Annotated in this window: 25 protein-coding genes; 17 read left to right on the forward strand and 8 right to left on the reverse strand. The window is 57.6% G+C overall.

Annotation, left to right across the window (positions count from 1 at the left end; genetic code table 11):
- The first annotated feature begins 160 nt into the window (after nucleotides 1–160).
- Both FAES_RS02680 and FAES_RS02685 read left to right on the forward strand, forming a co-directional pair.
- On the forward strand, nucleotides 161–1,162 hold the full coding sequence (locus FAES_RS02680) for a phosphotransferase (protein WP_015329650.1): 1,002 nt from the start codon (nucleotides 161–163) through the stop codon (nucleotides 1,160–1,162).
- 28 nt (nucleotides 1,163–1,190) lie between these two features.
- The gene (locus tag FAES_RS02685; RefSeq protein ID WP_015329651.1) at nucleotides 1,191–2,204 is read left to right on the forward strand and encodes a nucleoside hydrolase; all 1,014 of its coding nucleotides are present in this window, start codon (nucleotides 1,191–1,193) and stop codon (nucleotides 2,202–2,204) included.
- A 2-nt stretch (nucleotides 2,205–2,206) separates the two neighbouring features.
- Here the strand turns inward: FAES_RS02685 and FAES_RS02690 are convergent, their stop codons facing one another.
- On the reverse strand, nucleotides 2,207–3,877 hold the full coding sequence (locus tag FAES_RS02690; protein WP_015329652.1) for a magnesium transporter CorA family protein: 1,671 nt from the start codon (nucleotides 3,875–3,877) through the stop codon (nucleotides 2,207–2,209).
- A gap of 29 nt (nucleotides 3,878–3,906) precedes the next feature.
- Nucleotides 3,907–4,680 (reverse strand): ABC transporter ATP-binding protein, encoded by a 774-nt coding sequence (locus FAES_RS02695; RefSeq protein ID WP_015329653.1) that lies wholly within the window; start codon nucleotides 4,678–4,680, stop codon nucleotides 3,907–3,909.
- 232 nt (nucleotides 4,681–4,912) lie between these two features.
- On the opposite strand from FAES_RS02695, the gene FAES_RS02700 reads away from it, so the two are divergent.
- From FAES_RS02700 to FAES_RS02715, 4 genes are all read left to right on the forward strand, one after another.
- Nucleotides 4,913–5,536 carry a TetR/AcrR family transcriptional regulator gene (locus tag FAES_RS02700; RefSeq protein WP_229364410.1) on the forward strand — a complete coding sequence of 208 codons (624 nt, stop codon included), beginning with the start codon at nucleotides 4,913–4,915 and terminating at the stop codon, nucleotides 5,534–5,536.
- Between the two features lie 112 nt (nucleotides 5,537–5,648).
- Nucleotides 5,649–6,461: a hypothetical protein gene (locus tag FAES_RS02705; RefSeq protein WP_015329655.1), complete on the forward strand. Its 813-nt coding sequence runs from the start codon at nucleotides 5,649–5,651 to the stop codon at nucleotides 6,459–6,461.
- A 91-nt stretch (nucleotides 6,462–6,552) separates the two neighbouring features.
- Entirely contained in the window at nucleotides 6,553–7,704 is a 1,152-nt protein-coding gene (locus FAES_RS02710; protein ID WP_229364411.1) for an acyltransferase family protein, read from the forward strand.
- 79 nt (nucleotides 7,705–7,783) lie between these two features.
- Nucleotides 7,784–8,389, forward strand: a complete 606-nt coding sequence (locus tag FAES_RS02715; RefSeq protein WP_015329657.1) for a cysteine hydrolase family protein — start codon at nucleotides 7,784–7,786, stop codon at nucleotides 8,387–8,389.
- 10 nt (nucleotides 8,390–8,399) lie between these two features.
- Here the strand turns inward: FAES_RS02715 and FAES_RS02720 are convergent, their stop codons facing one another.
- Nucleotides 8,400–9,635: a spore maturation protein gene (locus FAES_RS02720; protein WP_015329658.1), complete on the reverse strand. Its 1,236-nt coding sequence runs from the start codon at nucleotides 9,633–9,635 to the stop codon at nucleotides 8,400–8,402.
- Nucleotides 9,636–9,736: 101 nt separating this feature from the next.
- Here FAES_RS02720 and FAES_RS02725 point away from each other — a divergent pair, with 101 nt between their 5' ends.
- Complete coding sequence (locus tag FAES_RS02725; RefSeq protein WP_015329659.1) at nucleotides 9,737–10,378, forward strand: M15 family metallopeptidase; 642 nt, start codon at nucleotides 9,737–9,739, stop codon at nucleotides 10,376–10,378.
- A gap of 2 nt (nucleotides 10,379–10,380) precedes the next feature.
- Here FAES_RS02725 and FAES_RS02730 read toward each other — a convergent pair whose 3' ends face one another.
- Nucleotides 10,381–11,583, reverse strand: a complete 1,203-nt coding sequence (locus FAES_RS02730; protein ID WP_065814289.1) for an acyltransferase family protein — start codon at nucleotides 11,581–11,583, stop codon at nucleotides 10,381–10,383.
- Nucleotides 11,584–11,649: 66 nt separating this feature from the next.
- A complete protein-coding gene (locus tag FAES_RS02735; protein ID WP_015329661.1) occupies nucleotides 11,650–13,776 on the reverse strand; it encodes an outer membrane protein assembly factor BamB family protein in 2,127 nt (708 codons plus the stop codon).
- Between the two features lie 121 nt (nucleotides 13,777–13,897).
- On the opposite strand from FAES_RS02735, the gene FAES_RS02740 reads away from it, so the two are divergent.
- A complete protein-coding gene (locus FAES_RS02740; protein ID WP_015329663.1) occupies nucleotides 13,898–14,299 on the forward strand; it encodes a hypothetical protein in 402 nt (133 codons plus the stop codon).
- Nucleotides 14,300–14,327: 28 nt separating this feature from the next.
- A complete protein-coding gene (locus FAES_RS02745; protein ID WP_015329664.1) occupies nucleotides 14,328–15,095 on the forward strand; it encodes an SDR family oxidoreductase in 768 nt (255 codons plus the stop codon).
- Here the strand turns inward: FAES_RS02745 and FAES_RS02750 are convergent.
- Nucleotides 15,092–16,336 (reverse strand): MFS transporter, encoded by a 1,245-nt coding sequence (locus tag FAES_RS02750; protein ID WP_015329665.1) that lies wholly within the window; start codon nucleotides 16,334–16,336, stop codon nucleotides 15,092–15,094. The genes FAES_RS02745 and FAES_RS02750 overlap by 4 nt on opposite strands.
- A gap of 144 nt (nucleotides 16,337–16,480) precedes the next feature.
- Between FAES_RS02750 and treF the strand changes: the two genes are divergently transcribed.
- Nucleotides 16,481–17,971 carry an alpha,alpha-trehalase TreF gene (treF, locus tag FAES_RS02755; RefSeq protein WP_015329666.1) on the forward strand — a complete coding sequence of 497 codons (1,491 nt, stop codon included), beginning with the start codon at nucleotides 16,481–16,483 and terminating at the stop codon, nucleotides 17,969–17,971.
- Here the strand turns inward: treF and FAES_RS02760 are convergent.
- Both FAES_RS02760 and FAES_RS02765 read right to left on the reverse strand, forming a co-directional pair.
- A complete protein-coding gene (locus FAES_RS02760; RefSeq protein ID WP_041257422.1) occupies nucleotides 17,968–19,230 on the reverse strand; it encodes an McrC family protein in 1,263 nt (420 codons plus the stop codon). The genes treF and FAES_RS02760 overlap by 4 nt on opposite strands.
- A 54-nt stretch (nucleotides 19,231–19,284) precedes the next feature.
- Nucleotides 19,285–20,136: an META domain-containing protein gene (locus tag FAES_RS02765; protein WP_158408744.1), complete on the reverse strand. Its 852-nt coding sequence runs from the start codon at nucleotides 20,134–20,136 to the stop codon at nucleotides 19,285–19,287.
- A gap of 139 nt (nucleotides 20,137–20,275) precedes the next feature.
- Here FAES_RS02765 and FAES_RS02770 point away from each other — a divergent pair, with 139 nt between their 5' ends.
- From FAES_RS02770 to FAES_RS02800, 7 genes are all read left to right on the forward strand, one after another.
- Nucleotides 20,276–21,280, forward strand: coding sequence for an NAD(P)H-dependent glycerol-3-phosphate dehydrogenase (locus FAES_RS02770; RefSeq protein ID WP_015329669.1), 1,005 nt, complete (start codon nucleotides 20,276–20,278; stop codon nucleotides 21,278–21,280).
- Nucleotides 21,281–21,287: 7 nt separating this feature from the next.
- Entirely contained in the window at nucleotides 21,288–21,698 is a 411-nt protein-coding gene (locus FAES_RS02775) for a DoxX family protein (RefSeq protein ID WP_015329670.1), read from the forward strand.
- 66 nt (nucleotides 21,699–21,764) lie between these two features.
- Nucleotides 21,765–22,466 (forward strand): glycosyltransferase family 2 protein, encoded by a 702-nt coding sequence (locus FAES_RS02780; RefSeq protein WP_015329671.1) that lies wholly within the window; start codon nucleotides 21,765–21,767, stop codon nucleotides 22,464–22,466.
- Between the two features lie 47 nt (nucleotides 22,467–22,513).
- On the forward strand, nucleotides 22,514–24,007 hold the full coding sequence (locus FAES_RS02785) for a cellulose synthase family protein (RefSeq protein ID WP_015329672.1): 1,494 nt from the start codon (nucleotides 22,514–22,516) through the stop codon (nucleotides 24,005–24,007).
- 80 nt (nucleotides 24,008–24,087) lie between these two features.
- A complete protein-coding gene (locus FAES_RS02790; protein ID WP_015329673.1) occupies nucleotides 24,088–25,485 on the forward strand; it encodes an MptA/MptB family glycosyltransferase in 1,398 nt (465 codons plus the stop codon).
- Between the two features lie 92 nt (nucleotides 25,486–25,577).
- Complete coding sequence (locus FAES_RS02795; protein ID WP_015329674.1) at nucleotides 25,578–26,048, forward strand: flavin reductase family protein; 471 nt, start codon at nucleotides 25,578–25,580, stop codon at nucleotides 26,046–26,048.
- A gap of 7 nt (nucleotides 26,049–26,055) precedes the next feature.
- Nucleotides 26,056–26,664: a 5-formyltetrahydrofolate cyclo-ligase gene (locus tag FAES_RS02800; RefSeq protein ID WP_015329675.1), complete on the forward strand. Its 609-nt coding sequence runs from the start codon at nucleotides 26,056–26,058 to the stop codon at nucleotides 26,662–26,664.
- Nucleotides 26,665–26,697: the final 33 nt, after the last annotated feature.

Raw genomic sequence — 26,697 nt, forward strand, 5'->3', positions numbered from 1 at the left:
AACGAACTGAATACCTGGTTTTGGTTGCTTAAGATGTGTAGTGGTGGTAACCATTTATCACTATGCGTTTATGGGTGAACGATAATCAAAATCATTTATTAGTCACTCAATCGGTTTATTCACCGACGAAGACAATCTTGCACCATTAACTCGGACTACCATGCACCTTGATGCGCAGCATCCCACTGAACTACAGACCTACCTGATCCGCAACGGCTGGCTCAGCGACGATGAACCCATCGTTTCGCTCAGTAAACCCGGTGAGGGTAATATGAACTATACACTGCGGGTTCAAACGACTACCCGGTCACTGATTGTCAAACAGGCGCGTGGGTACGTTGAGAAGTATCCAAGTATCGCTGCCCCCACCGAACGCGCCGTGATCGAGGGGCGCTTCTACCAACAGATCGCCACCAACCCCCAACTGGCGCAGGCAATGCCCGCACTGTTGGGTATGGATGAAGCCGAATCGGTGCTGGTGCTGGAGGATTTGGGTACGTCCAGCGACTACACCTGGCTTTACCAGCAGGCCAGCAAAATCCATGCCGAGGATATAAAACGGCTTGTTGGGTATTTATCCTTATTGCATGCGCAATTCCAGACGGCTGAGCTCGATTTAGCGTTCGCCAATGATGCCATGAGGCGGCTTAATTATGAGCATATCTTCAGCTACCCGTTCCTGGAGGAGAACGGGTTTGACCTGGATACGGTAGAGCCAGGCTTACAGGAAGCCGCCCTGCCCTACAAGCAAAACGAGGCGCTGAAGGTCGCTGCACACGCCCTCGGCGAGCGGTACGTTGGCGCGGCGCCCGCCGGTACGTTGGTGACACTGTTGCACGGCGACTTTTACCCCGGCAGCTGGCTTCAGACAGCGAGTGGCGTACGGGTGATCGATCCGGAATTCTGTTTCTATGGCCCCGCTGAGTTTGACCTGGGCGTTATGATCGCTCACATGCACATGGCCCGACAGGGTGCCGAACTGATCAGGCTGGTCAAGGCGACGTATGTGCGGCCCGAAGGCTTCGATGAACGCCTCCTGAACCAGTTTACGGGCATTGAGATATTACGCCGCCTGATCGGGCTGGCTCAGCTGCCGCTGACGTTGTCACTTGGTGAAAAAGTGGCGCTACTGGCCGTAGGTGAGCAGTTGGTCATGGCTTAAGGGCGCGTAAGCCATTCATTGACACTTTATGAAGCAGACGAAATCAAGTTACCGACGGAGAAGTCGGGCGAGTGCCGTTTTTTGGGGTCTACTGGTTTTGGGGTTACTAGGCCGGTCAGGTACGTTATTGGGGCAGCCGTCACCCAAACGGATCTGGCTCGATACCGACATCATGGTCGGGATGCCCGATAAAAGTGGCGCCCGCGAAGTTGATGACGCCATTGCCCTGATGATGGCCCTGCGGCATGCCGACAAGGTACAGCTGGTGGGCATCAGCACAGTCACTTACGTAACGTATGGGACGGCAATTACTCAGAAACTACTGGGTTATTATAATAAGACCGGGCGTCAGATTCCGGTTTATCGGGGCTCGGATACGTTGCGCGACATTGGGCGCGAAACGGATGCCAGTAGGGCGCTGGCGGCGGCGCTACGTCGCGAAAAAATGCCAATTCTAGCCATTGGCCCCCTCACCAATGTGGCGACTGTGTTGAAAAACCATCCCGAACTGGCAACGCAGATCGAGTCGGTGGTGGTTTGTGCGGGTCGTACGCCGGGGTTGCCCTTCCGGCCTGGTCTGCAAACGCTGACGGTGGGCGACTACAATTTCGAGATGGACCCCGACGCTTTTCGGGTGTTGTTCGACTCGGGCGTAAAGGTGGTGCTGTCGGGCTACGAGTGCAGCGTGTATACTTTTTTGGGGCGAACGGATCTGGATTTCCTGGCGCGGGGCTCGGCGGGCGACCGTTGGCTGAGTCAGACTCTGCGGCCCTGGCAGTTGCTCAACAAAAAGCTCTTTGGTACCGACGGGTTTGTGCCCTGGGATACCACCCCGCTGGGCTACCTCACGCACCCCAACTACTTCAACTACTACGAGAACATTCCCGTCCGCATCAACACGCGCGTGTCAGACACCGACGGGAAGTCGCAGAAGCCTTTTCTGGAGGTGTCGTATGATTACAAAGACACGCCCTGGCGGGCTACCTATGCCTACAAAACGCTTCCCGGTTTTGAAGAGATCGTAATTGAAAGTCTGAAATAGGGTTACACAACGGTGATACCGCCCCAATCGGTGCGGCGGTACGACCGGAACAGCAGCCACGCAATGAGTAGCATGATGGGGATTGCTGCCCACACGCCATACGGGATGTAGCTCAGGCCCCAATGCGCTACACCCACCAGCCCGACGACCAGCATGCTGATCAGGGAGCGCGTTGTCATGTTTTGCTGCACGGCATCCTGCGTCATCGAGAACGGTAAGCTACGTTCACCCATCGTGACCGAAATCAGGAGCATCACCAGCGAACCCGTCAGCGCCAGCAGCACGTCGGGCAATACGTCGATGCCTTTCCGGTAAAACACGTAGGCAGCCAGTAAGGCAAAATAAGGCAGCATCAGCTTGACGATTACGGCTTTCAGTCCGCCCGCCAGCAGTTCACCGGGCCGGCTGATGGGCGTGGTGGCGTAGATCCAGGCGGCTTTGTAGCTGTCCGAAACGGTGATCTGCATGATGGCGCCCAACATGTATAGGCTGCTGAGGTACAGAATAAACAGATGCGACTGCGAAAACGACGCCATACCCGACTGGCGGCTGCTCATCATCACGACATAGACGATGCCGAAAGCCAGCGATGGGTACGTCTTCAGTTTGAATTTCCGGTCGCGGCTGGTGAGGTGCCAGATCATGGTGAAGGTGGCGCGCTCCAGCGGCGAGGTTGTCAGCCAGCCGGCCAGCCGATCGGCCAGCGATGGTTTCGCCAGGGAGCCAGGTACGTTGGTGGCTGTCGGTTGTGGGGCGGTGGGCTGCCGTTCGGCCAGATCGAGGGTGGCCATGCGGTTGCCGAATAGCGGCCCCAGCACCCGACTCATGAGCCAAAGACCTGCAAACGGAACGGTCAGGATAAGGACTAGCCCCAGCCAATGCCAAGTATCGGCGGTTTGGTTGATGAGCAGGTCGAGGCTGCCTGCGCACCAGAAAGGGGGCAGCAGGAGCATCCACCACTGCCCGGTTAGCAGGGTTGGGTTGAGTGGGTCGGCGTTGTTGAAAAAGCGGGGCATAAGCTGAAAGCTGCCGTAGAACAGCACGCCCAGCACGATCTGGAAATAGTTGATGGTTTCGCGCAGCCGTTCTTCGCTCATAAAACGCATCAGCAGCAGGTAGAACACGTTGGTCAGAAAGAGCGACAGAATGGCCACCAACAGCACCAGCAGGAGCGTCAGCAACCCGGCAATCGGCCCGAACCGGCTGGATATGATCAGGATACCCACTACGCTGACCGCCAGCGCAAAGGTGAGCAGGTAACTGGCGATGTGCGTGATCCGGGCGGCCAGGATCGTGCGCCCATCGACCGGCCTGAACAGCAAAATCTGGTTATCGGTTGAGTCGAGCACGACCGCCGAAAAATCGGTGATGAGCGTCATGGCGCAGATGGCCATGACGTAGCCGAAGAACAGCACCGCAGGCATCAGTACGGCGCCCGGCGACACGAAGGCGAGCGGTATAGCCGTGAACAGGCCCAAGAAGGCATACAGGGCAAGCGATTTCCAGTACCCATTGGTATTCTGCCCCTCTTTCTGGCGCCAGTTGGTAAAGGCTGGTACGGGGCGGCGGTTGTCGAGCGAGAGTTTTACGGCCAGGATGGCCCGCATCTGGGCGTAATTTACGCCCAGCAACTGCCACAGCGGTAGCAGCCGGTCTGTAATCCAGAGAGTCATAGAAACGGATGAGTCCGAGGCGCTCGGGCTTATTGAGTAAGGGTGTGGATGAACTCTTCGGCGACGGTATTCTGCGTACCGGTGCCAGTAAGCTGCCCAAACAACTGTTCGAGCGATTCCGAATCACGCTGCGCCTGCAACTGGGCGTAGGAGCCGTCGGCCACGATCTGCCCGGCGTTGATGATGATGATGCGATCCGATATTTTCTCGACTACATCCATGATGTGCGAGCTGTAGAAAACCGTCTTGCCAGCGTCGGCCAGTTGGCGGATGATCTGCTTCACCAGCACCACTGCGTTGGCGTCGAGCCCCGAGAGCGGCTCATCCAGAAACAGCAGGTCGGGGTTATGGAGAAGGCCCGAAATGAGCAGCACCTTTTGCCGCATTCCTTTCGAGAAGGTGGTCATGCGGTCGTTGGCCTGAAATTCCAGCCCAAACAGGCGCAGCAGGTCGGCCGCTTTGCGTTCGATGCTGGCGTTGTCGAGTTCGTAAAGTTGCCCCACAAAACGCAGGTATTCCATCGGGCTGAGCAGGTCGTAGAGGGCGGCGTTTTCGGGAACGTACCCAATGCGCCGCTTTACGGCCATCGCTTCCGTGCGCAGGTCGTGGCCCAGCACCCGCACCTCACCCCGATAATCGGGCAACATACCGATCAACGTTTTGATGGTGGTGGATTTACCGGCTCCATTGGGGCCAATGTAGCCCACAACCTGACCCGCCTCCACGCTGAGATCGATACCCTTCAGGATCTTCGTAGAGCCGTAGTATTGCTCCAGGTTAGTAATGTCAATAACAGGGTTCATGAATCGGTTAAGTCTAATCGATGGTGGATGGAAGATACACGGTTAAGATGGATTTAGCGCCGCAATCGGATTATTGGTTTAGGGGTTGGATAGATGGCCTAAAGCGGCTTTGCCTGCCACAGGCTGACCGATGGGGCCCTCTGACGGATGAGACTGCGACCGGATAAATAGAAAACTTTGAACGTCAAGCTTATTTTTGAACAATGTTCATTATTTTTGCTTTTGTAGTAAGGTGATCAGCAGTGTAATGGGTGTATCGGAACGGAAAGCACGGGAAAAGGAAGAACTCAGATCACTGATTCTGAACGGCGCTATGGCGCTTTTCGCCGAAAAGGGGGTTGAGAACGTCACGATCCGCAACATTGCCGAGGCCATTGAATACAGCGTCGGAACGGTGTACGTGTACTTCAAAGACAAGAACGCCATTCTGCACGCGCTTCATACGGAGGGTTTTTTGCAGTTAGGTAGCCTGTTTCAGACGCTGGCTCAGGTGACCGACCCTATGGAGCGGCTGCGGGCATCGGGTCGGCTGTATCTCCAGTTTGCGGTCGCCAACCCGGATATGTACGACTTGATGTTCAACATGAAAGCACCCCTTGATTTTGTAGAGGATTGCGCCGAGGAAGAGTGGAATGAGGGGAAATCAGCCTTCAATTTTTTGCTACATGTCGTGGAGGATTGTCTGATGGCGGGCTTTTTTAAGGGCCACCGGGCTAAGCCGTTAGCGTTTATGATCTGGAGCACTGTGCATGGCATGTGTCACCTGGCCATTGCCCGGCGGACTGATGTGGTTGGGCTGGAGAAACCTGTGGAAGAAGGCTTCGCCGAATTTCTGATGCTCCTGGACAGGGTCTAAATTTTTTGCCTCTTCAGTGAACATTGTTCAATTGTAGATCAGAGTTCAAAAATAACCTGTGCCTTAACTGGCCTGCTTTTAACAATCAACGTACACTAAACAGTTTTTACACATGAAATCGATGCTGACTGTACTTCGGGAACGCAACGAACTGCTATTCCAATTTGGGCTGATCTGCCTGGTATTGGCGCTGGCTTGCGTCGCCTTGATCTGGTTTATGCGTACGCAGGTGCTGGGCGTTAATGCGTGGTACAAACCCCTCAAGTTTTTCCTGTCGACCGCCGTATTCGTCTGGTCGATGGCCTGGTACACCGGTTATCTGACCGAACGCAGCACCGTTGCCTGGTACTCGTGGGGTATGGTGGCACTTTTTGGCATCGAGCTGGTCTACATCGTGGTGCAGGCAGCCCGGGGGCAGCAATCGCATTTCAACGTCGGCACGCCCGTGACCGCTTCGTTTTGGGTGATCATGGCCGTATCAGCGGTAGGCATTTCCATCTGGACAGCGCGGGTTGGACTACTGTTTTTTCGGCATGATTTCCCCGAATTGCCCGCAGCCTACGTCTGGGGTATCCGGCTGGGTTTGGTGCTGTTTGTGCTCTTTTCGATGCAGGGGCTGGCTATGGGTGGCCGCATGGCCCACACGGTTGGTAGTGCCGACGGTGGACCCGGCTTGCCCGTCGTGAACTGGAGCACTCAGTATGGCGACCTTCGGATTGCGCATTTTCTGGGTATGCACGCGCTACAGGTGGTGCCGTTGCTGGCGTATTATCTGCTGAAAGACATTTGGCAGGTGGTGCTGGTGAGCGTGCTGTATGGGACCGTGACGCTGGTGATTTTCATTCAGGCCTTGCAGGGCAAACCGCTACTTCGGTTTGGTAGCCGATTGGCGGACACGGCTATCGGGACTGCGGCGAGTCAGTAACGCGGTGGTGAAATGAGGTTTAATAAGGGAAGCAGAACCAAGTTTACGCGACAATCTGCTACTTTGACCGTTGAACTTCGATTAGCCTACCTTGAGCCTGATTCTTACCCCCCGCCTTCGTTCGCTCGATGCGTTTCGCGGCCTGACTGTTGCGGCCATGATTCTGGTCAATAATGCCGGTGACTGGGCGCACAGCTACGCCCCGCTGAAGCACGCACCCTGGAACGGCTGGACCCCCACCGACCTGATTTTTCCCTTCTTTCTGTTCATTGTGGGCGTGTCGATCACGTTTGCGCTGAGCAAAAGGCAGACAAGCTTGCTGGAAGATGAAAAGACACAACGGCTGAAGATTATCCGGCGCGGCGTAACCCTGTTCGCGCTGGGCTTTTTTCTCAACCTCTTCCCCCGTTTCGACTTTGCCAACGTCCGCATCATGGGTGTTCTCCAACGCATCGGGATTGTCTATACGGTTTGCGCGCTGGTGTTTCTGCGCACCTCGCCCCGGCAGCAAGTAAACCTGATTCTGCTCATTCTGATCGGCTATTTTCTATTGATGACGATGGTGCCCGTGCCGGGAATTGGCTATGCCAACCTCGAACCGGAAACAAATCTGGCCGCCTGGATCGATCGGACCATCCTCACCCCAGCGCACTGCTACCGGTCGTCGAAGGTATGGGACCCTGAGGGCCTGCTGAGTACCGTGCCCGCCATTGCTACGGGTTTGCTGGGGCTGCTGGCTGGGCGGTGGCTGCGCTCCACGCGCTACGGTACCACCGTGCGCGAAAGCCAGAAAGCCCTGTTTCTGTTTTTGGCTGGCCTGCTAATGGCCTTCGTGGGTACGTTGTTCGATACGGTCTTTCCAATCAACAAGGCGCTCTGGACAAGCAGCTACGTGTTGCTGGCGGGTGGGCTCGCCATGTGCGGGTTGGCTATCTTTTACTACCTCATCGACGTGCGTCGGGCCTTCCAACTGAGTGGTTTGCTGGTCGCGTTTGGTGTCAACGCCATCACCGTCTTCTTCCTGTCGGGCCTGATTCCGCGTATGATGGGCCTGATTCTGGTTGATGGGCCCGATGGTACTAAACTGGGCTTGAAAGAATACCTGTATCGCACGTTCATCGCCCCGCCGTTCGATCCTATCGACCCCCGGCTGTCGTCGTTGGTCGGTGCGCTGACGTTTGTGGGCATCTGGGCCGTCATCCTCTGGATCATGTATCGCCGCCGGATCATCATCAAAGTATAGGTAGCCCATTTCCTCAGTTCTCAGGTACGTTGTCGGCTGGAGACGGTTGTGTTTACCCAACCTACCCCTCCCTCAACCAATGAACAACCCAAGTGAAGACCTGCATGGCAATGCGCCGGATTCGTCGCCAGTAGCGTTGCTGATCGTCGACATGATCAACGACCTGGAGTTTCCCGAAGGCCCTGCTTTTCTGGAACCCTCGCTGGCCGCCGCCGACCGGATCGCCGCGTTAAAGCGCCGGGCCAAGGAAGCGGGTATACCCGTCGTTTACGTAAATGATAATTTTGGCAAGTGGCGGTCGAGCTTTGATGAACTGTTGCAGCACTGCCTGACCGACGACGTGCGGGGCAGGCCTATCGCCGAACGGCTGAAGCCCGATGCCGATGAGTACATCGTGCTGAAACCCAAGCATTCGGTTTTCTTTTCGACGACGCTCGAAACGCTGCTGACGTACCTGAAAACCCAAACGCTCATCCTGACGGGTATCGCCGCCGACGTGTGCATCCAGTTTTCGGCCATCGACGCCTACATGCGCGATCTGAAACTGATCGTACCCGCCGACTGCATCGCGTCGGGGTCGGCTGAAAATACGCAACAGGCATTGACCTACATGCAACGCGTGTTGAGCGCCGACACTACTCAATCGGCGGAGCTGGATTTGGGAAAATTGCTGGTTCAGAGCTAGCTGGCAGCTGCTAGTGGAAAAAGAAGTAGCCCAGCGCGATGCCGGCGATGACGCCAATCAGGTCGGCGAGTAGACCGGCGACGATGGCATAGCGGGTTTTTTTGATGCCCACCGAACCGAAATACAAGGCTACGATGTAGAACGTGGTATCGGCGGCTCCCTGAAAAATGCAACTCAGGCGGCCTACAAACGAGTCCGGACCAAACTGCTTCATAGCGTCGATCATCAACGCCCGGGAGGCGCTACCACTCAGCGGCCGCATCAGCGCGACGGGCAGGGCGTCGGTAAAATCGGTGTTGACGCCCGTCAGGCCGATCACGTATTTCATGCTGTCGACCACGTAGGTCATCGCCCCGGAATTGCGGAAAGCACCAATGGCCACCAACATGCCCACGAGGTAGGGAATAATGCGCACGGACGTTTCGAAACCGGCTTTGGCGCCTTCGATAAAGGTGTCGAATACGTCGATCCGCTGCCGAATCGCGCCGATCAAAAATGTCACGACGATGCTCATTAGCAGGACGTTACCCGTTACTTTCGATACGGTTTCCAACTGCTCTTTCGGCAACTGACCCAGGTACCAGAGCGCCAGCCCAAGAAAGGCCGTCACGCCGCCGATGCCGCCCAGCACCGTTCGGTTTACCAGGTTGAGCCGCTGCTTGATACCCACGATCAGGATGCTGGCAACTGTGGCTACATAAGTCCCGATGAGGCAGGGAATAAACACGTCCGATGGGTCGGCGGCACCCAGAATGGCCCGTTGCGCCATGATCCCCAGCGGAATGATCGTGAGGCCGGAGGTGTGCAGGACCAGAAACATGATCTGCGCGTTGCTTGCCGTGTCTTTGGTGGGGTTCAGCTCCTGTAGGCTTTGCATGGCTTTCAGGCCGAAGGGCGTAGCCGCATTGTCGAGGCCAAGCATGTTCGCCGAAAAGTTCATGATCATCTGCCCGTTGGCGGGGTGATCCTTCGGTACTTCGGGAAAGAGCTTGTTGAAAAACGGCCCGATTACCCGCGCAATCGCCCCGATCGCCCCTATTTTTTCGGCGATGTTGAGCAGACCCAGAAAGAACGTCATCACGCCCGCGAGCGGCAGGGCAATGTCCATGACGGCCGCTTTACTTGAATCGAACAGGCCCTCAACGAGCAGCTTGAAGATTTCGGTATCGCCCAATACAATGAGCTTGAACAGGGCTACCAGAAACGCAATCAGAAAAAAAGCAACCCAGATGTAATTGAGGGCCATGGACTACAATGAGCGAAAGAGTGAATGAGCGAAAGTGCGAGCAGGCCTTCGTTCCGATGTAAGTTTACAGTCGGAAACGTCAGCAAACAACCTATTGCTTCATGACCCGCTTCGTCTGTAGCCTACTCGCCCTTTCACTCATTCACTCGGTCGCTCATTCACAATTAGTTGATGTGCAGCAACTCGACCCGTCGATTCTGGTCGAACTGAAATACTCGACAACCGACAATTTTGTGAAAAAGGATGTCTACGGCGACCTCACGCAGGCCTATCTGCAACCGATGGCGGCGCGCAAGCTGGTAGCGGCCAGCAAGTGGCTTCAGGTACGTAGGCCCGAGCTGCGGCTGCTCGTGTACGATGCTGCCCGGCCTCAGTCGGCGCAGTGGAAGCTCTGGAACGCGTTGCCTCAATACACTGAACGCCAGCGACGTACCTACGTGGCCGACCCGCGCGAGGGTTCCATCCATAGTTACGGCTGCGCCGTTGACCTCACCCTCGCCACTGCCGATGGTAAACCGCTCGACATGGGAACGCCCTACGATTTCTTTGGCCCCAAAGCCTACCCCACTCAGGAAGAACGACTGCTGCGGGCGGGGCAGCTCACCCGGCAACAGGTCGACAACCGGCGGCTGCTACGTCAGGCCATGCAGGCGGCGGGCTTCATGCCCATCAACTACGAATGGTGGCACTTCAACGCGCTCTCCCGTCGGCAGGCCAAAGCGCGCTACAAGCTCGTGGAATAAGGTCAGTGCACCGGCGCACGACGGCTCGATGCCACGACGGCAAAGCGATCTTTCAGGCGTAGGAATGGCTGCTCGAAAAAGCGATACGACAGCCAGGCCAGCAGCGTCGTCAGGCCAAAGGTGGTTGTATAAAGGGCCGCCGTTAGCGCGCTATTTACCTGTCCGTTGGCAACCAGCGACGTGGGCCAGGTACGTATGAAGAGGTTGAGCAGCAGCGTCAGGACGAGGGGGTGGTACATGTACAGCCCATACGAAATGTCGCCCATGAAGCGCGTCAGCGGGTTATCGAGTTTAAGCAGCGAGTGCGGATTCCCGGCCAGATTCAGGATGGCAAAGCAGAAAAACAGGGCGTAGAACTCGTAATTGAAACCCGTGGGTTTGAGGCTGAATATCAGTGCCAGCCCCAACAACGCATAGACGCCCAGTTGCACATCGCGCCGAAACAGGATCGGTAATACAGGATGCCGCCGAAACAACAGCCACGCTCCGGCCCCGCCGATGGCCATACAGCCAATGCGGAACTGCGCCAGGAAATAAGCCAGAAAGCCAAACAGGCTGTCCCGGTTCAGGTCGCTGCTATACACCGCCCGTACGACGAACCGTTCGTAGAGAAACCAGCCCGCCAGCAAAACCACCACGCTCAACACAACCTGAAGGGTGCGCTTCGGGTTGGGGCTCAGAATCAGCCACGGCCACATCAGGTAGAATTGTTCCTCCACGCCAATCGACCAGGTGTGTGAGACCATCGGCGCGGCGCCGTAGAGGGCTACGGCCACGTTGGGGAAAATACTGCAATAGAGCGCGACCTGCGTCCAGAAATGCGCCACGCCGGGCCCAATCTGCCCCAGAAATTCGGTGGGCGTTTGGAGTAGCCGTACGTGCGGCCAGACAAAAAGCCCCGTCAGTACGGTGAGAAAGTATAGCGGCCAGATGCGGAGAATACGCCGGATGTAGAATTTACGGATGTCGACCCGGCCCGTCCGTTGTTGCTCGGCCAGCAACAGGTACGTGATGAGAAAGCCGCTCAGCACAAAAAACAGCGACACGCCCTGCCGACCCAGCTGATAGATGAACGGCCGGGCCCAGAGGTCTTCGCGCCCCAGCAGAAACACGGTTTTGTATTCTTCCAGATGGTGGACAATCACCGCCGATGCCGCAATAAACCGGACCCCGTTGAACCCTTTAAAATAAATTGAACCCGACATGGCGGTAAAGATAATGGGCCGCGAACACGGTCCGCTGCCCATCCGATGTGTATCCTTTGTCGTTCCTTACAGCGAGAAGGCGACAAATTGCCTGCCCGTTTTGGTGCCTAGTTTGCTACCCCCGCAGGCGATCACGACATACTGCTTCCCGCCCACTTCGTAGATGCTTGGGGTAGCGTAAGCTGCCGCCGGGAGCGTCGTTTGCCAAAGCACCTTGCCCGTTTTGGTATCGAACACCCGAAACTGCTCGTCTTTGGTGGCCCCAATAAACAGCAGCCCACTCGCCGTAACGGCCGGACCGCCGTAGTTTTCGGTGCCGGTAGGCGTGCCACCGTTCTTCTCGGAAATGGCTTTCACGTCGCCCAGCGGTACCTGCCAGCGGTGCTTGCCCGTGTTGAGGTCGATGGCCGTCAGCGTGCCCCAGGGCGGCGCAATGGCCGGCATACCCTGACTGTCGACAAAGCGGTTATAGCCCGTCACTTTATAAGGCTGATAGGGTTGCCGCGAGGTGGCGGACGTCGCGTACGCGCTGACCTCCTGCTTTTCAACCCCGAACAGAAAATCGACCAGTGCCTTTTTCTCGTCGGCGGTCAGTTGGGTGAAGCCGGGCATTATGCCTTTGCCGCCACTCACGATCTGCGATACATAAGCGCGGTCACGCCGTTGACCAATATCGACCAGCGATGGGTAGCCGCTCTTTGGGTTGCCTTTGCGCTCGGGCCCGTGGCAGCTCTGGCAATTGAGTGTATATACGCGCTGACCAGGGCTGAGGTGCGCCAGTTCGTCGGCTTTAGGCGTGTCGCGAAGCTTAAAAATCCAGGCCATTTCGTTGGCGTTGACATACAACGTACCTGACCCATCGGCGGCTGATCCACCCCACTCGGCGCCACCGTCGCAGCCGGGAAAGAGCAACGTACCGGCCCCACGATTGATGGGCGCAAACGGTCGGCTGTCGATCTGCTTAAACAGGGTCGTAATCGAATCTTTATCAACCGAATAGGGATTCAGCTGATCGACGGTCAGGGTCTGCCGGGCAAAGGGTGCGGGCAGGGTCGGTACGGGCTGCGTGGGCCAAGTCGTCTCGCCAGGTACGTCGGACTTGGGTACGGGAATTTCCTTGATCGGGAAGATGGGGCGGCCGGTGGTGCGGTCAAACACATACACGTAGCCGGATTTGGTCGTTTGGGCCACCACATCGACCGGTTTGCCGTTTTGCTGAATGGTCAGCAGCGTGGGTGGCGCGGGCAGGTCGCGGTCCCAGATATCGTGGTGAAAAAACTGAAAATGCCAGAGCCGTTTGCCGCTGTTGGCGTCGAGGGCGAGCAGGCAATTGGCGTAGAGGTTCTGGCCTTTGCGGTTGCCGCCGTAGAAATCATACGAAGCCGACCCCGTGGGCACAAACACAATCCCGCGTTTGGAATCGACGGCCATGCCTGCCCAGCAGTTGGCCCCGCCAATATCGGGGTTTTTGTAGGCGTCTTTGGGCCAGGTTTCGTAACCCGCCTCGCCGGGATGCGGAATGGTCCGAAACGTCCAGGCCAGTCGGCCTGTTTGCACGTCGAAGGCGCGTACGTAGCCCGGTGCCGCCCCCGCTTCTTCTGACACCCGCACGGGCATGATGATCAGGTTCTGGTAAATGGCACCCGGCGTGTTGGAGATGATAAACTTGTCCTTATTCGTGTCGCCCAGGCCAATGTGCAGGTCGAGGCGTCCGTTATCGCCAAAGGTCGGAACGGTTTTGCCGGTGCGGGCATCGAGGGCGTAGATATGGCTGCCCATCGTGTACAGAATACGCCGGTCGTTCCCGTCGGCCGATTGCCAGTAGGAGACACCCCGGCTCGTGCTGTGCCAGGCATTCAGCTTTTCGCCGTCGAAGCGCCACAGCTCACGGCCCGTGGCGGCATCGAGCGCAAACGCCTGCACGGCTGCTGTTACGCCGTAGAGCACCCCATCAACGATGATTGGGTTGCACTGCATTTGTCCGGCGTCGGGCGCGTCGTAGGTCCAGGCTACGCGCAGGTTTTGTACGTTATCGGGCGTAATCTGCGTTAGAGGCGAGTAGTGCGCCCGGTCGGGGCCACCCAGGTAATCGGCCCAGTTAGTAGTACCAGCGGTTTTGGTAGGCGGATCGGGCAGGAAGGTGAACGCCAGACCGGCAAAAAGGGCAAGCGCTGGCAGCGATCGGTTCATCATGACAGTTTAGGACAATTCATCAAATATAGTTGGACAAAGGCAATGCCGCTACGCATTTTGGTGGCCCGAACCTGAGTGCGTGGGTTGCATTTCTAATCGGCTGGCTGAACCTTTGCGAACAATGAAAAACCCCTTCTTTTACGTGCTACTGCTCGTGCTGGTGCTGCTCGACGGCTGGCTTATGTCGCACCCCAACCTGCTGGGTCGGGCTGGCATCTTTTTCTACGATTACAATTACCTCAAAACCTTTCCGCGGGCGTTGGGAACCGTAGCGGCGGTGGTTGGGCTGGCTGTGTTGCTGGCCTGGGTGGGAAGCCGGGCCGGGCGCGCCGTATCGTTGGCCTTACTGCTGATGCTGCTCGTCTTGAGCGGGTACTGGTTTGCCATCAGCGTCGGCCAGTTTAACTCGGGCGTGTACAAACTGACCGGCGCGGGTTTCCGGGCGGGGGCTATCCTGCTACCGGGGCTGGTTGTGCTGGTCTTTGGCAAAGGGCTGTACGATACCCTGACCCAACGCCGTTAAGTTTACTTCCTAAACAACATCCGATTCGATGAACACCTTATTTTCGTTACAGGGGCAGCGCGCCTTAGTCACCGGGGCTACCAAAGGCATCGGCGAGGCCATTACCCGCCAATTTCTGCAACTCGGCGCGGCCGTCTTTATGGTTGCCCGCGACAACGACCTGCTTCAGCAACAGCTAACCGATTATCGGCAACAGGGCTACACCGTGGAAGGCCTCGCCATCGACATGAGCCAGCCTGACTCGGTAGAAAAACTGGTTCAGACCGTGCGCGACGGCTGGGGTAGCATCACGGTGCTGGTCAACAACGTTGGTACGAACGTGCGCAAGTCCACCGCCGAGTATTCAGCCGACGATTATGATTACGTCATGAACACCAACCTGCGGCAAGCCTACGAACTCTCGCAGGCAACGTACCCACTGCTGAAGGCCGTGGGCCAGAGCAGCATCGTGTTCGTGTCGTCGGTGTCGGGTCAAACCCATACGAGCAGCGGCTCGCTCTATGGCATGAGCAAGGCCGCCATCAACCAACTCACGCGCAACCTGGCGGTGGAATGGGCTACCGACGGCATCCGGGTCAACGCCGTCGCACCCTGGTACATCCGTACGCCGCTGGCCGCCCCCGTGCTCGACAACCCCGATAAGCTGGCCGGTATTCTGGCCCGGACGCCCATGAAGCGGGTGGGCGAGCCTGAAGAAGTAGCCTCGGCGGTATCGTTCCTGAGTATGCCCGCCGCCAGCTACATCACCGGGCAGGTACTGGCCCTCGATGGGGGGCTGCTCGCCTGGGGGTATTAAGCCGCCGGTTGAGCCATGCTGGCTTGCATGCGGCGAAAGAGCGTGAGCAGAACCAGTAAGAGCGTGATGGGCACCAGCGAGGCGTAGAAAGCAGCTTGCCCGCCGTAGAGCTCAAACACGCGGCCCGTAATGAGTGAGCCCGTCGTGCCACCCAGCGCCGAGAACACGACAATCAGCCCCGCCATCGGTCCGTGTTGGCGCAGGGGCAGGCTGCTGAGGATCGCGGAGTTAATGGCCGGGTAAATAGGCGCGATGAACAACCCAATCAGCGGAAAAATGAAGGCTGCCGCGGGCGCATCGCCCCAGCCGTAGTCGTTGTTCATCACAGCCTGGCTGGCGGCCTGCTCGGCAAGGGGAAGTGCCAGCAACACCAGCCCTCCCGCGATGACCAGGCAGCTCATCAGCAGCCAGTACCACGACACTTTCTGGAGAATGAATCCGGCCAGAAACCGCCCCAGCGCCGTACTTGCCGCCAGAATGCTCGCCATCTGAATGCTCAACGAGGCGGGTAGCTTCAGGTATTTATTGTTGAACGTGGGTAGCCAGCTCATAATGCCCTGTTCCATCAAGACATACGTAAAAGCCGTCAGCACAAACACCAGCACCACGGGCGTCACGGCCAGCCGCAGCATATCGGCCATGTTGTTGAGCCCCACCGCCTTCTCGCCCGAACGTACCTGCGATTCGTCGAGGGGCGTAGTCAGCAGCAGCAAAAAGGCGGCACCGGCCATGGCGGCCAGCACGTAATACACCCGCAGCCAGTTGGTCGACTGGGGTTGGCTGCTATCGACAAACGCGCTGAACAGAAAGTAGCCCGACAGCACGCCAATCATGAAAATCGACTCCAGGAAGTTCATGAAACTGGCGTGTTCGTCGGCGTCGCGCGTGACGAGGCCAATCGTGGCGAAGGCGGAGACTTTGATCAGCGCAAAACTGGACCCGACGGCAGCGAACAGCAGTTTGGTCGTCCAGAAAGCAGGAACCTGCGGCATGAGCAGGCAGGCAACGGTAACCAGGCCGAGGGCCGTCAGCATGGCCTGTTTATAGCCAATCCGGGTTATGAACGAAGCAACGACAAACGAAACCAAGGCAATCGACAGGTCTTTGAAGGCTTCGAGGATCGAGGCGCCCGTGGCTGAAACACCGTAATTGTTCTGGACTTGTAAAATCACGGTCCCGACGCTGTTGAGCAGGATGGCAAACACAACGTAGTTCAGAAAAAGGGAAAGCTTTAGGCGCATGGTGGTGAATTTTTAACGCAAAGGCGGGAAGATTACGCAAAGAACGCAACCATTTGGGCCTTAGCCGTATTGCAGAAAGTATATAATTCATTGGGTACGTCTTTCGCGTTATCCGTTGTGTCTTTGCGGTAAAACCACGTTTCTATGTCTCTTTTTCACGACGTGCAGATGGGTCGGGTCTTTCCTGATCAGAAAACGTTTGTCGACTGTATCCCTAATGAGAATCCGGCTGAGGTTGAGGCGGCTTACGAAGCGGCCCGTCAGCAGCCCGATTTTGAGCTGTCTACCTTTGTGCTGGCTCATTTTACGCTGCCCGAACGCCCCGCTACCGACTACGTCAGCGATACCCGCCTGACCACGGCGGCGCACATCGACCGGCTGTGGGAGCGGCTCACGCGCCCCGCCGACGTACCTGTGCCGCATGATTCGCGGGTGGCGCTACCCCATCCGTATGTGGTGCCGGGCGGCCGTTTCCGCGAAATCTTTTACTGGGATAGTTACTTTACGATGCTGGGGTTGCGCGAGTCGGGCCGCACCGACCTGATCCGGGACATGATCGATAATTTTGCCTACCTCATCGACACCGTTGGTTTTATTCCGAATGGCAACCGAACGTATTTTCTGAGCCGGTCGCAACCGCCGTTTTTCGGGCTGATGGTGCAACTGCTGGCCCACATCGACGGGCCCGCCGTGCTGACAACGTACCTGCCGCAACTGGAAAAAGAATATGCCTTCTGGATGCACGGTGCCGACGCACTGTCGGCCGACAAGCGGGTTGGAAAACGGGTCGTGCGCCTGCCAAATGGAGCCATCCTGAATCGCCATTGGGACCCATCGCCCACACCCCGCCCCGAATCGTATCGGCAGGAGCTGGAACTGACGCCCGACGCGCAGGAGCTGGGTACGTTGCCCGAAACGCTCTACACGCACATCCGGGCCGCCTGCGAATCGGGTTGGGATTTCAGCAGCCGGTGGTTTACCGAGGAACAATCGATGGCTACAATCCGCGCCGCCGACATCATACCCGTCGATCTGAACTGCCTGCTCTACACGCTTGAACAAACGCTGGCCAGGGCCTACGCAAGCGCAGACAATACAACGAAGCAGGCTACGTTCGAACAGGCCGCCACCAATCGGCAGGCGCTCATTCTGACCACGTTCTGGAACGCCGAAACGGGCTTTTTCCATGACTACGCCATAGATACCAACGAGCTAACCCCCTCGCTGACGCTGGCCGCCGCGTTTCCGCTGTTCTGCAAGCTGGCGACGCCCGAACAGGCCGCGCAGGTGCACGAGCGACTCAAGGCCGATTTCCTGCAGGCGGGTGGCTGGGTGACCACGCTTTGCCAAAGTGGGCAGCAGTGGGACTGGCCTAACGGCTGGGCACCGTTGCAATGGATTGTCTACAAAGGCCTGCTCAACTACAGCTTTGCCGAAACCGCGCACGAAGGCCGCGACAATTGGGTAACTCTCAACGACAAGGTATTCCGGGCAACGGGCAAGATGATGGAAAAATACAACGTGGTCGATGCAGCCCTCACCACGGGCGGCGGCGAATACCCTAACCAAGACGGCTTTGGCTGGACCAACGGCGTGTATCTGGCCTTGACGACGGGTGGCGGGGAAAAAGATTAGGTAGCCTCGATCGTGGCCAGAACGGCGTCAACCTCGTCCATCAGCGGGTTATCCAGATTGAACGGCACTACGTATAGCCGGAGCGACGGGTCATAGCCAAAGACCCGCAACGGTTGCTTAAAATGCTCGTGGGCAGGGTAGATCAGCACCAGTTGGGTGGCGTCGTACTTTTTGCCGTAGGCATAGAGCTGGTACAAATCGGCCTGATCAATGCCGTAATGGCCGTTGGTGTCCTGGGCGTTGATCGTCTTCCACTTCGTATCGAGGATGATCGTCTGACCATTGCGCCGCAGCAGCAGATCGGGGCGGAGTTTGAAACGGGGCTGCCCTTCGTGTTCATCGATCAAATGGGCTGAAGCGGATTGTACCTCGGCCCCCACGCGCCGAAACCCCGCCGCTACGTACTGCTCAAACACCCGCTCGATCGGAAACAGCAGGCAGGCCGCTACCTGCGGGCCTTCGCACAGGCTGGCTCCCCGGCCACCGAGTAGCCAACCCGCCAGCCGCAACGCCGGCTCATACGTTCGGGGCAGGCGACTCGTCTGGCCAGCCTGCTGAAGGGATGCCAACTGCGGCGCCAGCCCGCCCGGCCGATTGGGGTTGTAGGTCGGCGTCGATACGTCGGCCAACGTACCCAGCAACTGGCGGCAACGCGTCTGGTTGCTGGTGGTTCGGGTACGTTGCGCAACGTGCAGCAGAGCCAGTTTCAGCAGCCGGTTGGGCGCAATATCCGGCGTGTGGTCGTCGTAGCGAACGGCCAGCTGATCGGGGCGATATTGGCGGAGCTGATCGGCGAGGCGCAGTTTGCCGCGCAGCACCGGTAGATCGGCCTCCTGGGTGACGTAAGCCCGAGCCAGGCCACCGCTCAGTGCCTGCGCCGTTTCGCGCAGAAAGGCGTCGATGAATACTTCCCAGAGCGGCAACGGACTGGGGCCGCTATGCGCCGTGTTGATGTACCGAAAGGGCGGGTCGGAGAGGTGCCGCAACAGCGAGGGTAGGTAGCCCACGCGAGGCTGGATGTCGAATGCCAGGCCGCCGCGCAGTTCGAGCAGCCCCACGTAGTTGCGCAGCCGGATCATCTCGCGGTTGCGGTGGAGGGCGTAGGTCAGCAGGCCGTCGGCGTCGGGCAGGGTAGCAGCCAGTTGTTTGACCGCATCGAATGCTTCATCGGGCAGCAGCAATTCGTCGGGCAGCGCGGGTCCGTTGGGGGCATCGCTGGCGCGGCGCAGGGTGGTGCGTTCGGTGACGGTGTAGAGCAAGGCCGGGATGCGTTCAGGAGGCAGAGACGCCCAACGAAGGTACAACCTAAGCGGCTACGGCGCTTTGGTCAGCGTCATCACGTATTGCCCGTTGGCCAGCAGCGTCAGGCGGTCTTTACCAATGCGGAAGAGTGTCGATTGCTGAAGCGCTTCCAGGTACGTCTCCTCGAAGGGATTGGCGCACTTCTTATTCGTCGTGTTTTTCACCGTGAACTGCACGTGGTCGCCGTCGGCAATGATCTCACCTTTCAGCTTGTTGCAGCCCGTAGTGCCTTCCACTTTATTGTCGCTCAGGTCGATCATGAGCTGGGGTAGTTCGTTGCTGGGAAACTGACCAGCTCGCACCCGCTGCCCTTTGAAGGTTTCGAGTGTCCAGGTGCCGTCGAGGCGATCACTGCCTTTGATAAACGAACCATACCCCTGGTAGCGGCGCCCATTGGCATCGACCCGCACCGTATAGGCGTAGGTACGTCCCGTGAGGTTGTCGCGGGCGGCCGTTGGCTCGATATATACCTTCATGCGGCTGGGCCGATTGGCGGCGTAAGATCGGCGGCTGGCGGTAGCTACCAGGCCCCCACCAACGCGGGCGTCGAGCAGCACACCACTCCGTTTGCCAATCGGCTGCGGCTTGGGCATCTCGGCTACCAGCGTAGCGCTGCTGTAGGGTTTGAACAGAATCTGCCGCGAGAAATCGATGTCCATCGACCACTCGGATGGGGTGATGCCAGCGGCAACGAAATCGATGCCGGTTTGCCGTTTTGCCCGCCATTGGGCTGCTTCGGGCAGCGGGGCAACGGGTGCTTTTTTAGCGTCGGCGGTTTTGGTTGAGGGGAGGGCCGATCGGTTACAACTAATTAGGGATATGAGCCACATACTCACCAGCCCTACGACACGAACAAATCTCATATGCATATCCTACAACGCCAATAGGCTAACAATTAGTGCCTCGAAAAGCGCGAAAACCGGGTGGTTGCCGGTCGCTGGCCCCGTAACCGGGCAGGCATCTTGAAAATAGACTTTCCAGACTTTAGCCTTTTTTTGCGGTATGAAACCCTCAACACCTGTTCGCTTCGCCATGATTGGCGGCGGTAGCTGGGCTACGGCACTCATCAAAATTTTGTCGGAAGGCAACGTCAGCATCCGTTGGTGGTTGCGTAGCCAGGCCGACGCCGAGCACATCAAACGCTTTCATCACAACAAGAGCTACCTCAGCGATGTACAGATCAACACCCGCAAGGTGAAGGTCTGCACCAAAATCCGGGAGGCCATCCGCGATGCCGACTACGTGATTCTGGCCGTACCTGCCGCTTTCATCGCCGACGCGCTGAAGGGGCTTAAAGCGGATCATTTCGAGGGGAAAGGGGTCATTTCAGCCATCAAAGGCATGATCCCCACGAGCAACCAACTGGTGACCGACTGGATATCCGACGTGTACGACGTACCCAGCGGGAAGATCTGCTGCATTGCCGGTCCCTGCCACGCCGAAGAAGTGGCCCTTGAAAAACAATCGTACCTGACAATCGCCAGTGCCGGTACACATTGCGCCGAAGAGGTGGCCCAACTGTTGACCTGCCGGTTTGTGCAGGCCTCGCCCCTCAATGACCTGTATGGGGTGGAATACAGCGCCGTGATGAAAAACATCATCGCGCTGGCCTGCGGGATCACCCACGGCCTGGGCTACGGCGATAACTTTCAAGCGGTACTGGTGTCCAACGCTATGCAGGAAATCCGGCGGTTTGTCGACGCCACTTACCCCATGCAGCGTGATCTGAGCCGCTCAGCTTACCTGGGCGACCTGCTGGTGACGTCCTATTCCCCCTTTAGCCGTAACCGTACGTTTGGTAACCTTATCGGCCGGGGCTATACCATTCAGTCGGCGCAGATGGAGATGAACATGATTGCCGAAGGCTACTACGCCGTTCGGAGCATTCATGCCATCAACGAGGAATACAACGTATCGTTGCCCATCACCGAAGCCGTGTACCGCATTTTATACGAAGGGGCCTCGCCTGCTTCCGAAATGGCCGATCTGAAAGGTAAATTGAGTTAACATCCCTATGCACTTACATCGCGATTTAGGCGTGCTGGCTATTCGGCTGGCCTTTGGATATCAGTTGATTGCCGGGGCGTGGGCCTATGCTTCGTCGCCGTCGGTGAAAATGCCCGAATTCATGGGCTACCTCACCACCATCGGGTTTCCGTTCCCAACCGTCGGGGCCTATCTGGCCATTTATACTGAATTGATCGGGGGTTTATTGTGGGTGCTGGGCTACCAGACCCGGCTGGCATCGGCGCTGCTGCTGATCAACTTTACGGTGGCTGTCATGCTGGCCCATGTCCGCATCGGCGATAGCTACGCGAATACGTTTCCGTCGCTCAATATCTGGGTAATCAGCCTGTTTCTGCTGCTCAACGGGGCCGGACGTTATTCGGTTGGCGAGTGGCTGCATCAGCGGAAGTGGCAGTAGGCAGGAATAAGCCAGCAGGAGCGGGGCTATCGACACCTTTACGGGCGTTTTGTTGTATATACCCTTGTGAATCCAGCTGTACCGCCCGTCGTCGTCGTTATCATTCCGGCCTTTAATGAAGAGAACTCCGTTGGCCAGGTTATTCGCGAAATTCCCGCCAGTCTGGTGAGCGAAGTGATCGTCGTCAACAACAACTCCAACGACCAAACGGCGGTGCAGGCCGCCGCCGCCGGGGCTACCGTGCTCGACGAGCCCGTGCAGGGTTACGGGCGGGCTTGCCTGCGCGGCATTGCCTACGCTCGAAATCGCCAACAAAAGCCCGACATTGTCGTTTTTCTCGATGCCGACTACTCCGATTATCCAGCCGACATGACCGAGGTGGTAGCCCCGCTGCTAACCGGTCAAGCCGATCTGGTAGTTGGGTCGCGGGCACTGGGGCAACGGCAGCGCGGCTCCATGACCCCCCAACAGGTTTTTGGCAATTGGCTGGCTACCCGGCTGATGGATTGGCTGTATGACGTGCGCTTTACCGACTTGGGTCCATTCCGGGCGATTCGCTTCGATAGCCTGCTGGCCCTCGATATGCGCGATCAGACTTACGGCTGGACGGTGGAGATGCAACTCAAAGCGGCCAAGCTGGGCCTGCGGTGCCAGGAGGTGCCCGTTCGGTATCGTCGCCGGATTGGCCACTCGAAGATTTCAGGTACGTTGAAAGGCACCGTGCTGGCCGGGTACAAGATTTTGAGTACAATTTTTCGGTATCGGTAGCGCTGCCGCCTAACGTTATAGACTCGTCAGACCCTGGTTGTCTGTTTATGGAATCGCTCATCATTGCCCTGTATGCAACCATTCTGTTGCTGTTGTTCGCATACAACCTGGGGCAACTTAGTCTCATTGTGATCTACCTCCGGTCGGGTCGGCAGCGGAAGGCAAAGATCATTATGCCCGGCTCGGTCGACTGGCACGCCTTGCCGCCCGTGACGGTGCAACTACCCCTTTACAACGAACGCTACGTGGTGGAACGGCTGATCGACGCCGTAGCCGCCCTGCACTACCCCGCTGATAAGCTGGAGATTCAGGTCCTCGACGACTCGACCGACGATTCGATTCTGTTGAGCGAAAAAAAGGTGGCCGAGTACCAGCAACGGGGCGTCAATATCCAACTGATTCGCCGTCCCGAACGAACGGGTTTCAAGGCTGGCGCGCTGGCGTATGGCCTTGACCGGTCGATGGGTGAATTCGTGGCCATTTTCGACGCCGACTTCGTGCCCGACCCCGATTTCCTGCTCAAAACGGTGCCGCATTTCAGCAACCAGAAAGTGGGTATCGTCCAGACCCGCTGGACGCACCTCAACGAAGGCTACTCACTGCTGACCCAGTTGCAGGCGTTTGGTCTGAATGCCCATTTCTTCATCGAACAGGGCGGACGCAATGCCGCCGATCTGTTCATGAATTTTAACGGCACGGCAGGCGTGTGGCGTAAACAGACCATCTACGACGCCGGCGGCTGGAGCAGCGATACGCTCACCGAAGACCTCGACCTAAGCTACCGGGCGCAGCTGAAGGGCTGGAAGTTTGTCTACCGGGAAGATGTGGGGTCACCCGCCGAACTGCCCGTGGCGATGAACGCGCTGAAATCGCAGCAGTACCGTTGGATGAAGGGCGCCGCCGAATGCGCCCGGCGGCTGATGATGAGCGTGTTGCGTTCGCCGAATGTGCCGCTCGTAAACAAGCTTCACGCATTTTTTCACCTCTTCAGTAGCTCTACCTTCCTGCTGGTGTTTCTGCTGGCCGTGCTGAGCGTGCCGGTACTCTACATCCGCAGCCGCCACCCCGAGTGGGACTCGGTGTATTACCTCATCAATTTTTTCCAGATTAACCTCGTCATTCTGGTGCTGTTCTACGGCATTCCGTTCTGGCTCACACGTCGGCAGTCGGGCAATGGAGCGGCGGCCTTTATCTGGTTTTTCCCGATGTACTCATCGCTGATGATGGGGCTGTCCCTGCACAACACCATCGCCGTAGTTGAAGGGTATATCGGCCGCAAAACGCCGTTTGTCCGGACGCCCAAATTCAACGTGCAGAACGGGTCGGATAGCTGGCGGAGCAACGTTTATGTTACGCAGGGGCTACCGTGGCTGACACTGCTCGAAGGGGGCATGATGCTCTATTTCATCGCGGGCATTGCGCTGGGCCTTCATTTGCACGACTACCGGATGCTGTTCTTCCACTGGATGCTGACCGTTGGCTTCGGCACGGTGTTCGTATATTCGCTGCTGCATACCGTGCGCCGGTACACGCCCGCCTGAGCGTTGCTGGTTGGTTACCTGCCCGTTGTAGATCACGCGGTACGTACCCACACTGACCAGCAACCACGAATGCGCAGCAAATGACGAATACCTTGTTTCTTCGCTGGGGCTGGCTGTTGCTGTCGGCCTGCCTGTTTGGCTTGTTGGGGTACACCATCGCCCGCACGCAGTTTTCGGGACTGATCGGCCTTTACTTCCTGCTGTTCTGGGGCTACAACCTACGCGTTCGTCCGCTGTTGATGGCCACGCCGCGGCTCGATACGGCTCCCCGGCCCGACCGGTTTCTGTTTGGGTCGGCCCTGCTGTTTCGGGTGTTGCTGCTGGGGGCGTTGCCCGCGCTCTCCGACGATTATGCCCGCTTCATCTGGGACGGTCGCCTGCTGCTGAATGGCGTCAATCCGTTTCGGTATCTGCCCTCTGAACTGATGGCGGGCGGCGCCGGCCCCACCATCCCGATCGACGCTAACCTGTATGCGTTGCTCAACTCGCCCAATTACTTCACGGTATACCCGCCCGTCAATCAGGCTATTTTTGCCTTGGCGGCCTGGGCGTTTCCCACAAATTTGCTGGGCGGTGTCGTGCTGATGCGTAGCCTGATTATCCTCGCCGAAGCGGGTACGATAGCACTGATGGTGAAACTGCTGGCGCATTACAAGAAAGATCCCAACCTGGCCCTGCTCTACGCCCTGAACCCGCTGGTGATTCTGGAGCTGACGGGCAACGTTCATTTTGAAGGGATGATGATCGGCTTCGTATTGCTGGCGGTTTGGCTTTGGGTACGTTACCCCCAAAACGGCCCCCGCCGAATGGGGCTATCGGCTGGGGCGTTTGCGCTGGGTATTTGCACCAAACTGATCCCGCTGATGCTGCTGCCGCTGGCCGTCACGCAGCTTGGCTGGCGGCGGGGGCTGCTATATAGCGGACTGGTATGCGGGCTGGTAGCGGTGCTGTTCATTCCCTTTTTCGACATTGAGATGGTACAGCACATGCTCATGAGCATCGACCTGTACTTCCGAAAGTTCGAGTTCAACGCCAGCCTGTATTACCTCATTCGGGCGGCGGGTTACTGGCTCTATGAGTACAATTGGCTCAGTAGCATCGGCGGCTGGCTATCAGTACTAACCACGGGTGGGCTGCTACTGATTGCTTTCAGGCGACGGAGCCAGACCGTACCGGTAGCGATTCAGGCGCTCTGGATGCTGACGTTCTACTTTTTGATGGCCACGACGGTGCACCCCTGGTACATTACGTCGCTGGTGGCGGCCACCGTTTTTACGGCCACAGATACCAGTCGCCCGTTTCGTTATCCGCTGCTGTGGTCGGCGCTAATCTGGGTGTCCTACGCCGCCTACCAGTACAATCCTGTCTACGAAAAGCCAGCCCTGCTCCTGGTTGAGTACGTACCGGTGCTGGCCTTGCTGATTTTTGAGTTGAAACGGAACCCGGATGAAGCCGATCGGGCAGATGCTCGCAGCTAGATTGTCCACCGCGTATTAGCCAACTGCATTAGTGGGAGGAATAAATCTGTGTTTATCCACCCAATCAGGTTCATCCGTGTTTCCATTGTATCATGAAGCGTTTACACAAATTCAAGAACTACGACGTTCACTCGATTACGACAACATCTGGTGAACGGCGCAATGCCAACATTGCTACCTGGGTAATGCAAACGGCGCTGGGCGGTAGCCGGCTGGCGGTGGCGCTTTACAAAGTCGACTACACGATCGAACTGGTGCGTGAAAGCGGTCTGCTCAACGTCAACCTCCTGGCGCAGGACCAAACGGGCCTGATCCGTAAACTCGGGCAGCAGTCGGGGCGCGATAAAGACAAGTTCGTGCGCCTTCCGCATGCCCTCGACGAACGCGGATGCCCCTACCTTACCGAGGCCGTCGGCTACGCTCAATGCCGGGTGCTCGACAGCATCGACGCGGGCGACCATGAGCTGTTTGTTTGTGAAGTACTGAAGCAGGTGGTGCTAAACCCCGACAAGCCTGTGTTAACCAACGACTACCTCAAGGCCAAGAAGCTAGTGAGGGGCTAACCGACCCATGACCAAGGCCGACATTCGCCGCCACTATAAAGCCCGCCGTGCAGCCCTATCCCCCGCTGACGTTGCCGCCCTAAGCGAGCAACTGGCTGAACTGTTTTTTGCCGACGATCAGATCCGGGCCTATCTCAACGTACCTAACGCGGTGCTGCACACGTTCCTGCCCATCCGTCGGCAGCAGGAGGTAGATACCTGGCACATTATCCGGCGGCTCAGGGCGGAATGGCCGCAGATTGTAGTGCTCTCATCGATTACCGATCCGGCAACGCACGCGCTTACGTCGTTCCGGCTTACGCCTGACACCATTCTGACCGAAAACCGCTGGGGTATTCCTGAACCGGCAGGGCCTGTAGATACCAACGTACCCACGCCAACGCTGGTGCTGGTCCCGTTGCTGGCTTTCGATACGCAGGGGCATCGGGTTGGTTACGGCGGCGGCTATTACGACCGGTTTTTGTCCCAACTGCCCCGCATGTGCCAAACGATTGGCTTGTCGTTTTTTCCAGCCCTTTCCCGCCTTGATTCCATAGAACCAACGGACGTACCGCTGACGGCCTGCATCGAGCCAGCGCAAGTAGTAAAATGGTCACTTTTCAACGAAAAATCATAAATTGGTTTATTGTTTTTCTACGAAATAGCCAAT

The organism is Fibrella aestuarina BUZ 2, assembly GCF_000331105.1.
GTDB classification, from domain to species: Bacteria; Bacteroidota; Bacteroidia; order Cytophagales; family Spirosomataceae; genus Fibrella; species Fibrella aestuarina.

Bases quoted from the DNA above. Each gene is read 5' to 3' on its own strand.
- FAES_RS02740 (WP_015329663.1), top strand. From the start codon at position 13,898: ATGAAAAACCCCTTCTTTTACGTGCTACTGCTCGTGCTGGTGCTGCTC.
- treF (WP_015329666.1), top strand. From the start codon at position 16,481: ATGTCTCTTTTTCACGACGTGCAGATGGGTCGGGTCTTTCCTGATCAG.
- FAES_RS02775 (WP_015329670.1), top strand. From the start codon at position 21,288: ATGCACTTACATCGCGATTTAGGCGTGCTGGCTATTCGGCTGGCCTTT.
- FAES_RS02800 (WP_015329675.1), top strand. From the start codon at position 26,056: ATGACCAAGGCCGACATTCGCCGCCACTATAAAGCCCGCCGTGCAGCC.
- FAES_RS02745 (WP_015329664.1), top strand. From the start codon at position 14,328: ATGAACACCTTATTTTCGTTACAGGGGCAGCGCGCCTTAGTCACCGGG.
- FAES_RS02720 (WP_015329658.1), bottom strand. From the start codon at position 9,635: ATGGCCCTCAATTACATCTGGGTTGCTTTTTTTCTGATTGCGTTTCTG.
- FAES_RS02695 (WP_015329653.1), bottom strand. From the start codon at position 4,680: ATGAACCCTGTTATTGACATTACTAACCTGGAGCAATACTACGGCTCT.
- FAES_RS02725 (WP_015329659.1), top strand. From the start codon at position 9,737: ATGACCCGCTTCGTCTGTAGCCTACTCGCCCTTTCACTCATTCACTCG.
- FAES_RS02795 (WP_015329674.1), top strand. From the start codon at position 25,578: ATGAAGCGTTTACACAAATTCAAGAACTACGACGTTCACTCGATTACG.
- FAES_RS02730 (WP_065814289.1), bottom strand. From the start codon at position 11,583: ATGTCGGGTTCAATTTATTTTAAAGGGTTCAACGGGGTCCGGTTTATT.
- FAES_RS02690 (WP_015329652.1), bottom strand. From the start codon at position 3,877: ATGACTCTCTGGATTACAGACCGGCTGCTACCGCTGTGGCAGTTGCTG.
- FAES_RS02750 (WP_015329665.1), bottom strand. From the start codon at position 16,336: ATGCGCCTAAAGCTTTCCCTTTTTCTGAACTACGTTGTGTTTGCCATC.
- FAES_RS02770 (WP_015329669.1), top strand. From the start codon at position 20,276: ATGAAACCCTCAACACCTGTTCGCTTCGCCATGATTGGCGGCGGTAGC.
- FAES_RS02735 (WP_015329661.1), bottom strand. From the start codon at position 13,776: ATGATGAACCGATCGCTGCCAGCGCTTGCCCTTTTTGCCGGTCTGGCG.
- FAES_RS02705 (WP_015329655.1), top strand. From the start codon at position 5,649: ATGAAATCGATGCTGACTGTACTTCGGGAACGCAACGAACTGCTATTC.
- FAES_RS02765 (WP_158408744.1), bottom strand. From the start codon at position 20,136: ATGAGATTTGTTCGTGTCGTAGGGCTGGTGAGTATGTGGCTCATATCC.
- FAES_RS02790 (WP_015329673.1), top strand. From the start codon at position 24,088: ATGACGAATACCTTGTTTCTTCGCTGGGGCTGGCTGTTGCTGTCGGCC.
- FAES_RS02685 (WP_015329651.1), top strand. From the start codon at position 1,191: ATGAAGCAGACGAAATCAAGTTACCGACGGAGAAGTCGGGCGAGTGCC.
- FAES_RS02715 (WP_015329657.1), top strand. From the start codon at position 7,784: ATGAACAACCCAAGTGAAGACCTGCATGGCAATGCGCCGGATTCGTCG.
- FAES_RS02785 (WP_015329672.1), top strand. From the start codon at position 22,514: ATGGAATCGCTCATCATTGCCCTGTATGCAACCATTCTGTTGCTGTTG.
- FAES_RS02680 (WP_015329650.1), top strand. From the start codon at position 161: ATGCACCTTGATGCGCAGCATCCCACTGAACTACAGACCTACCTGATC.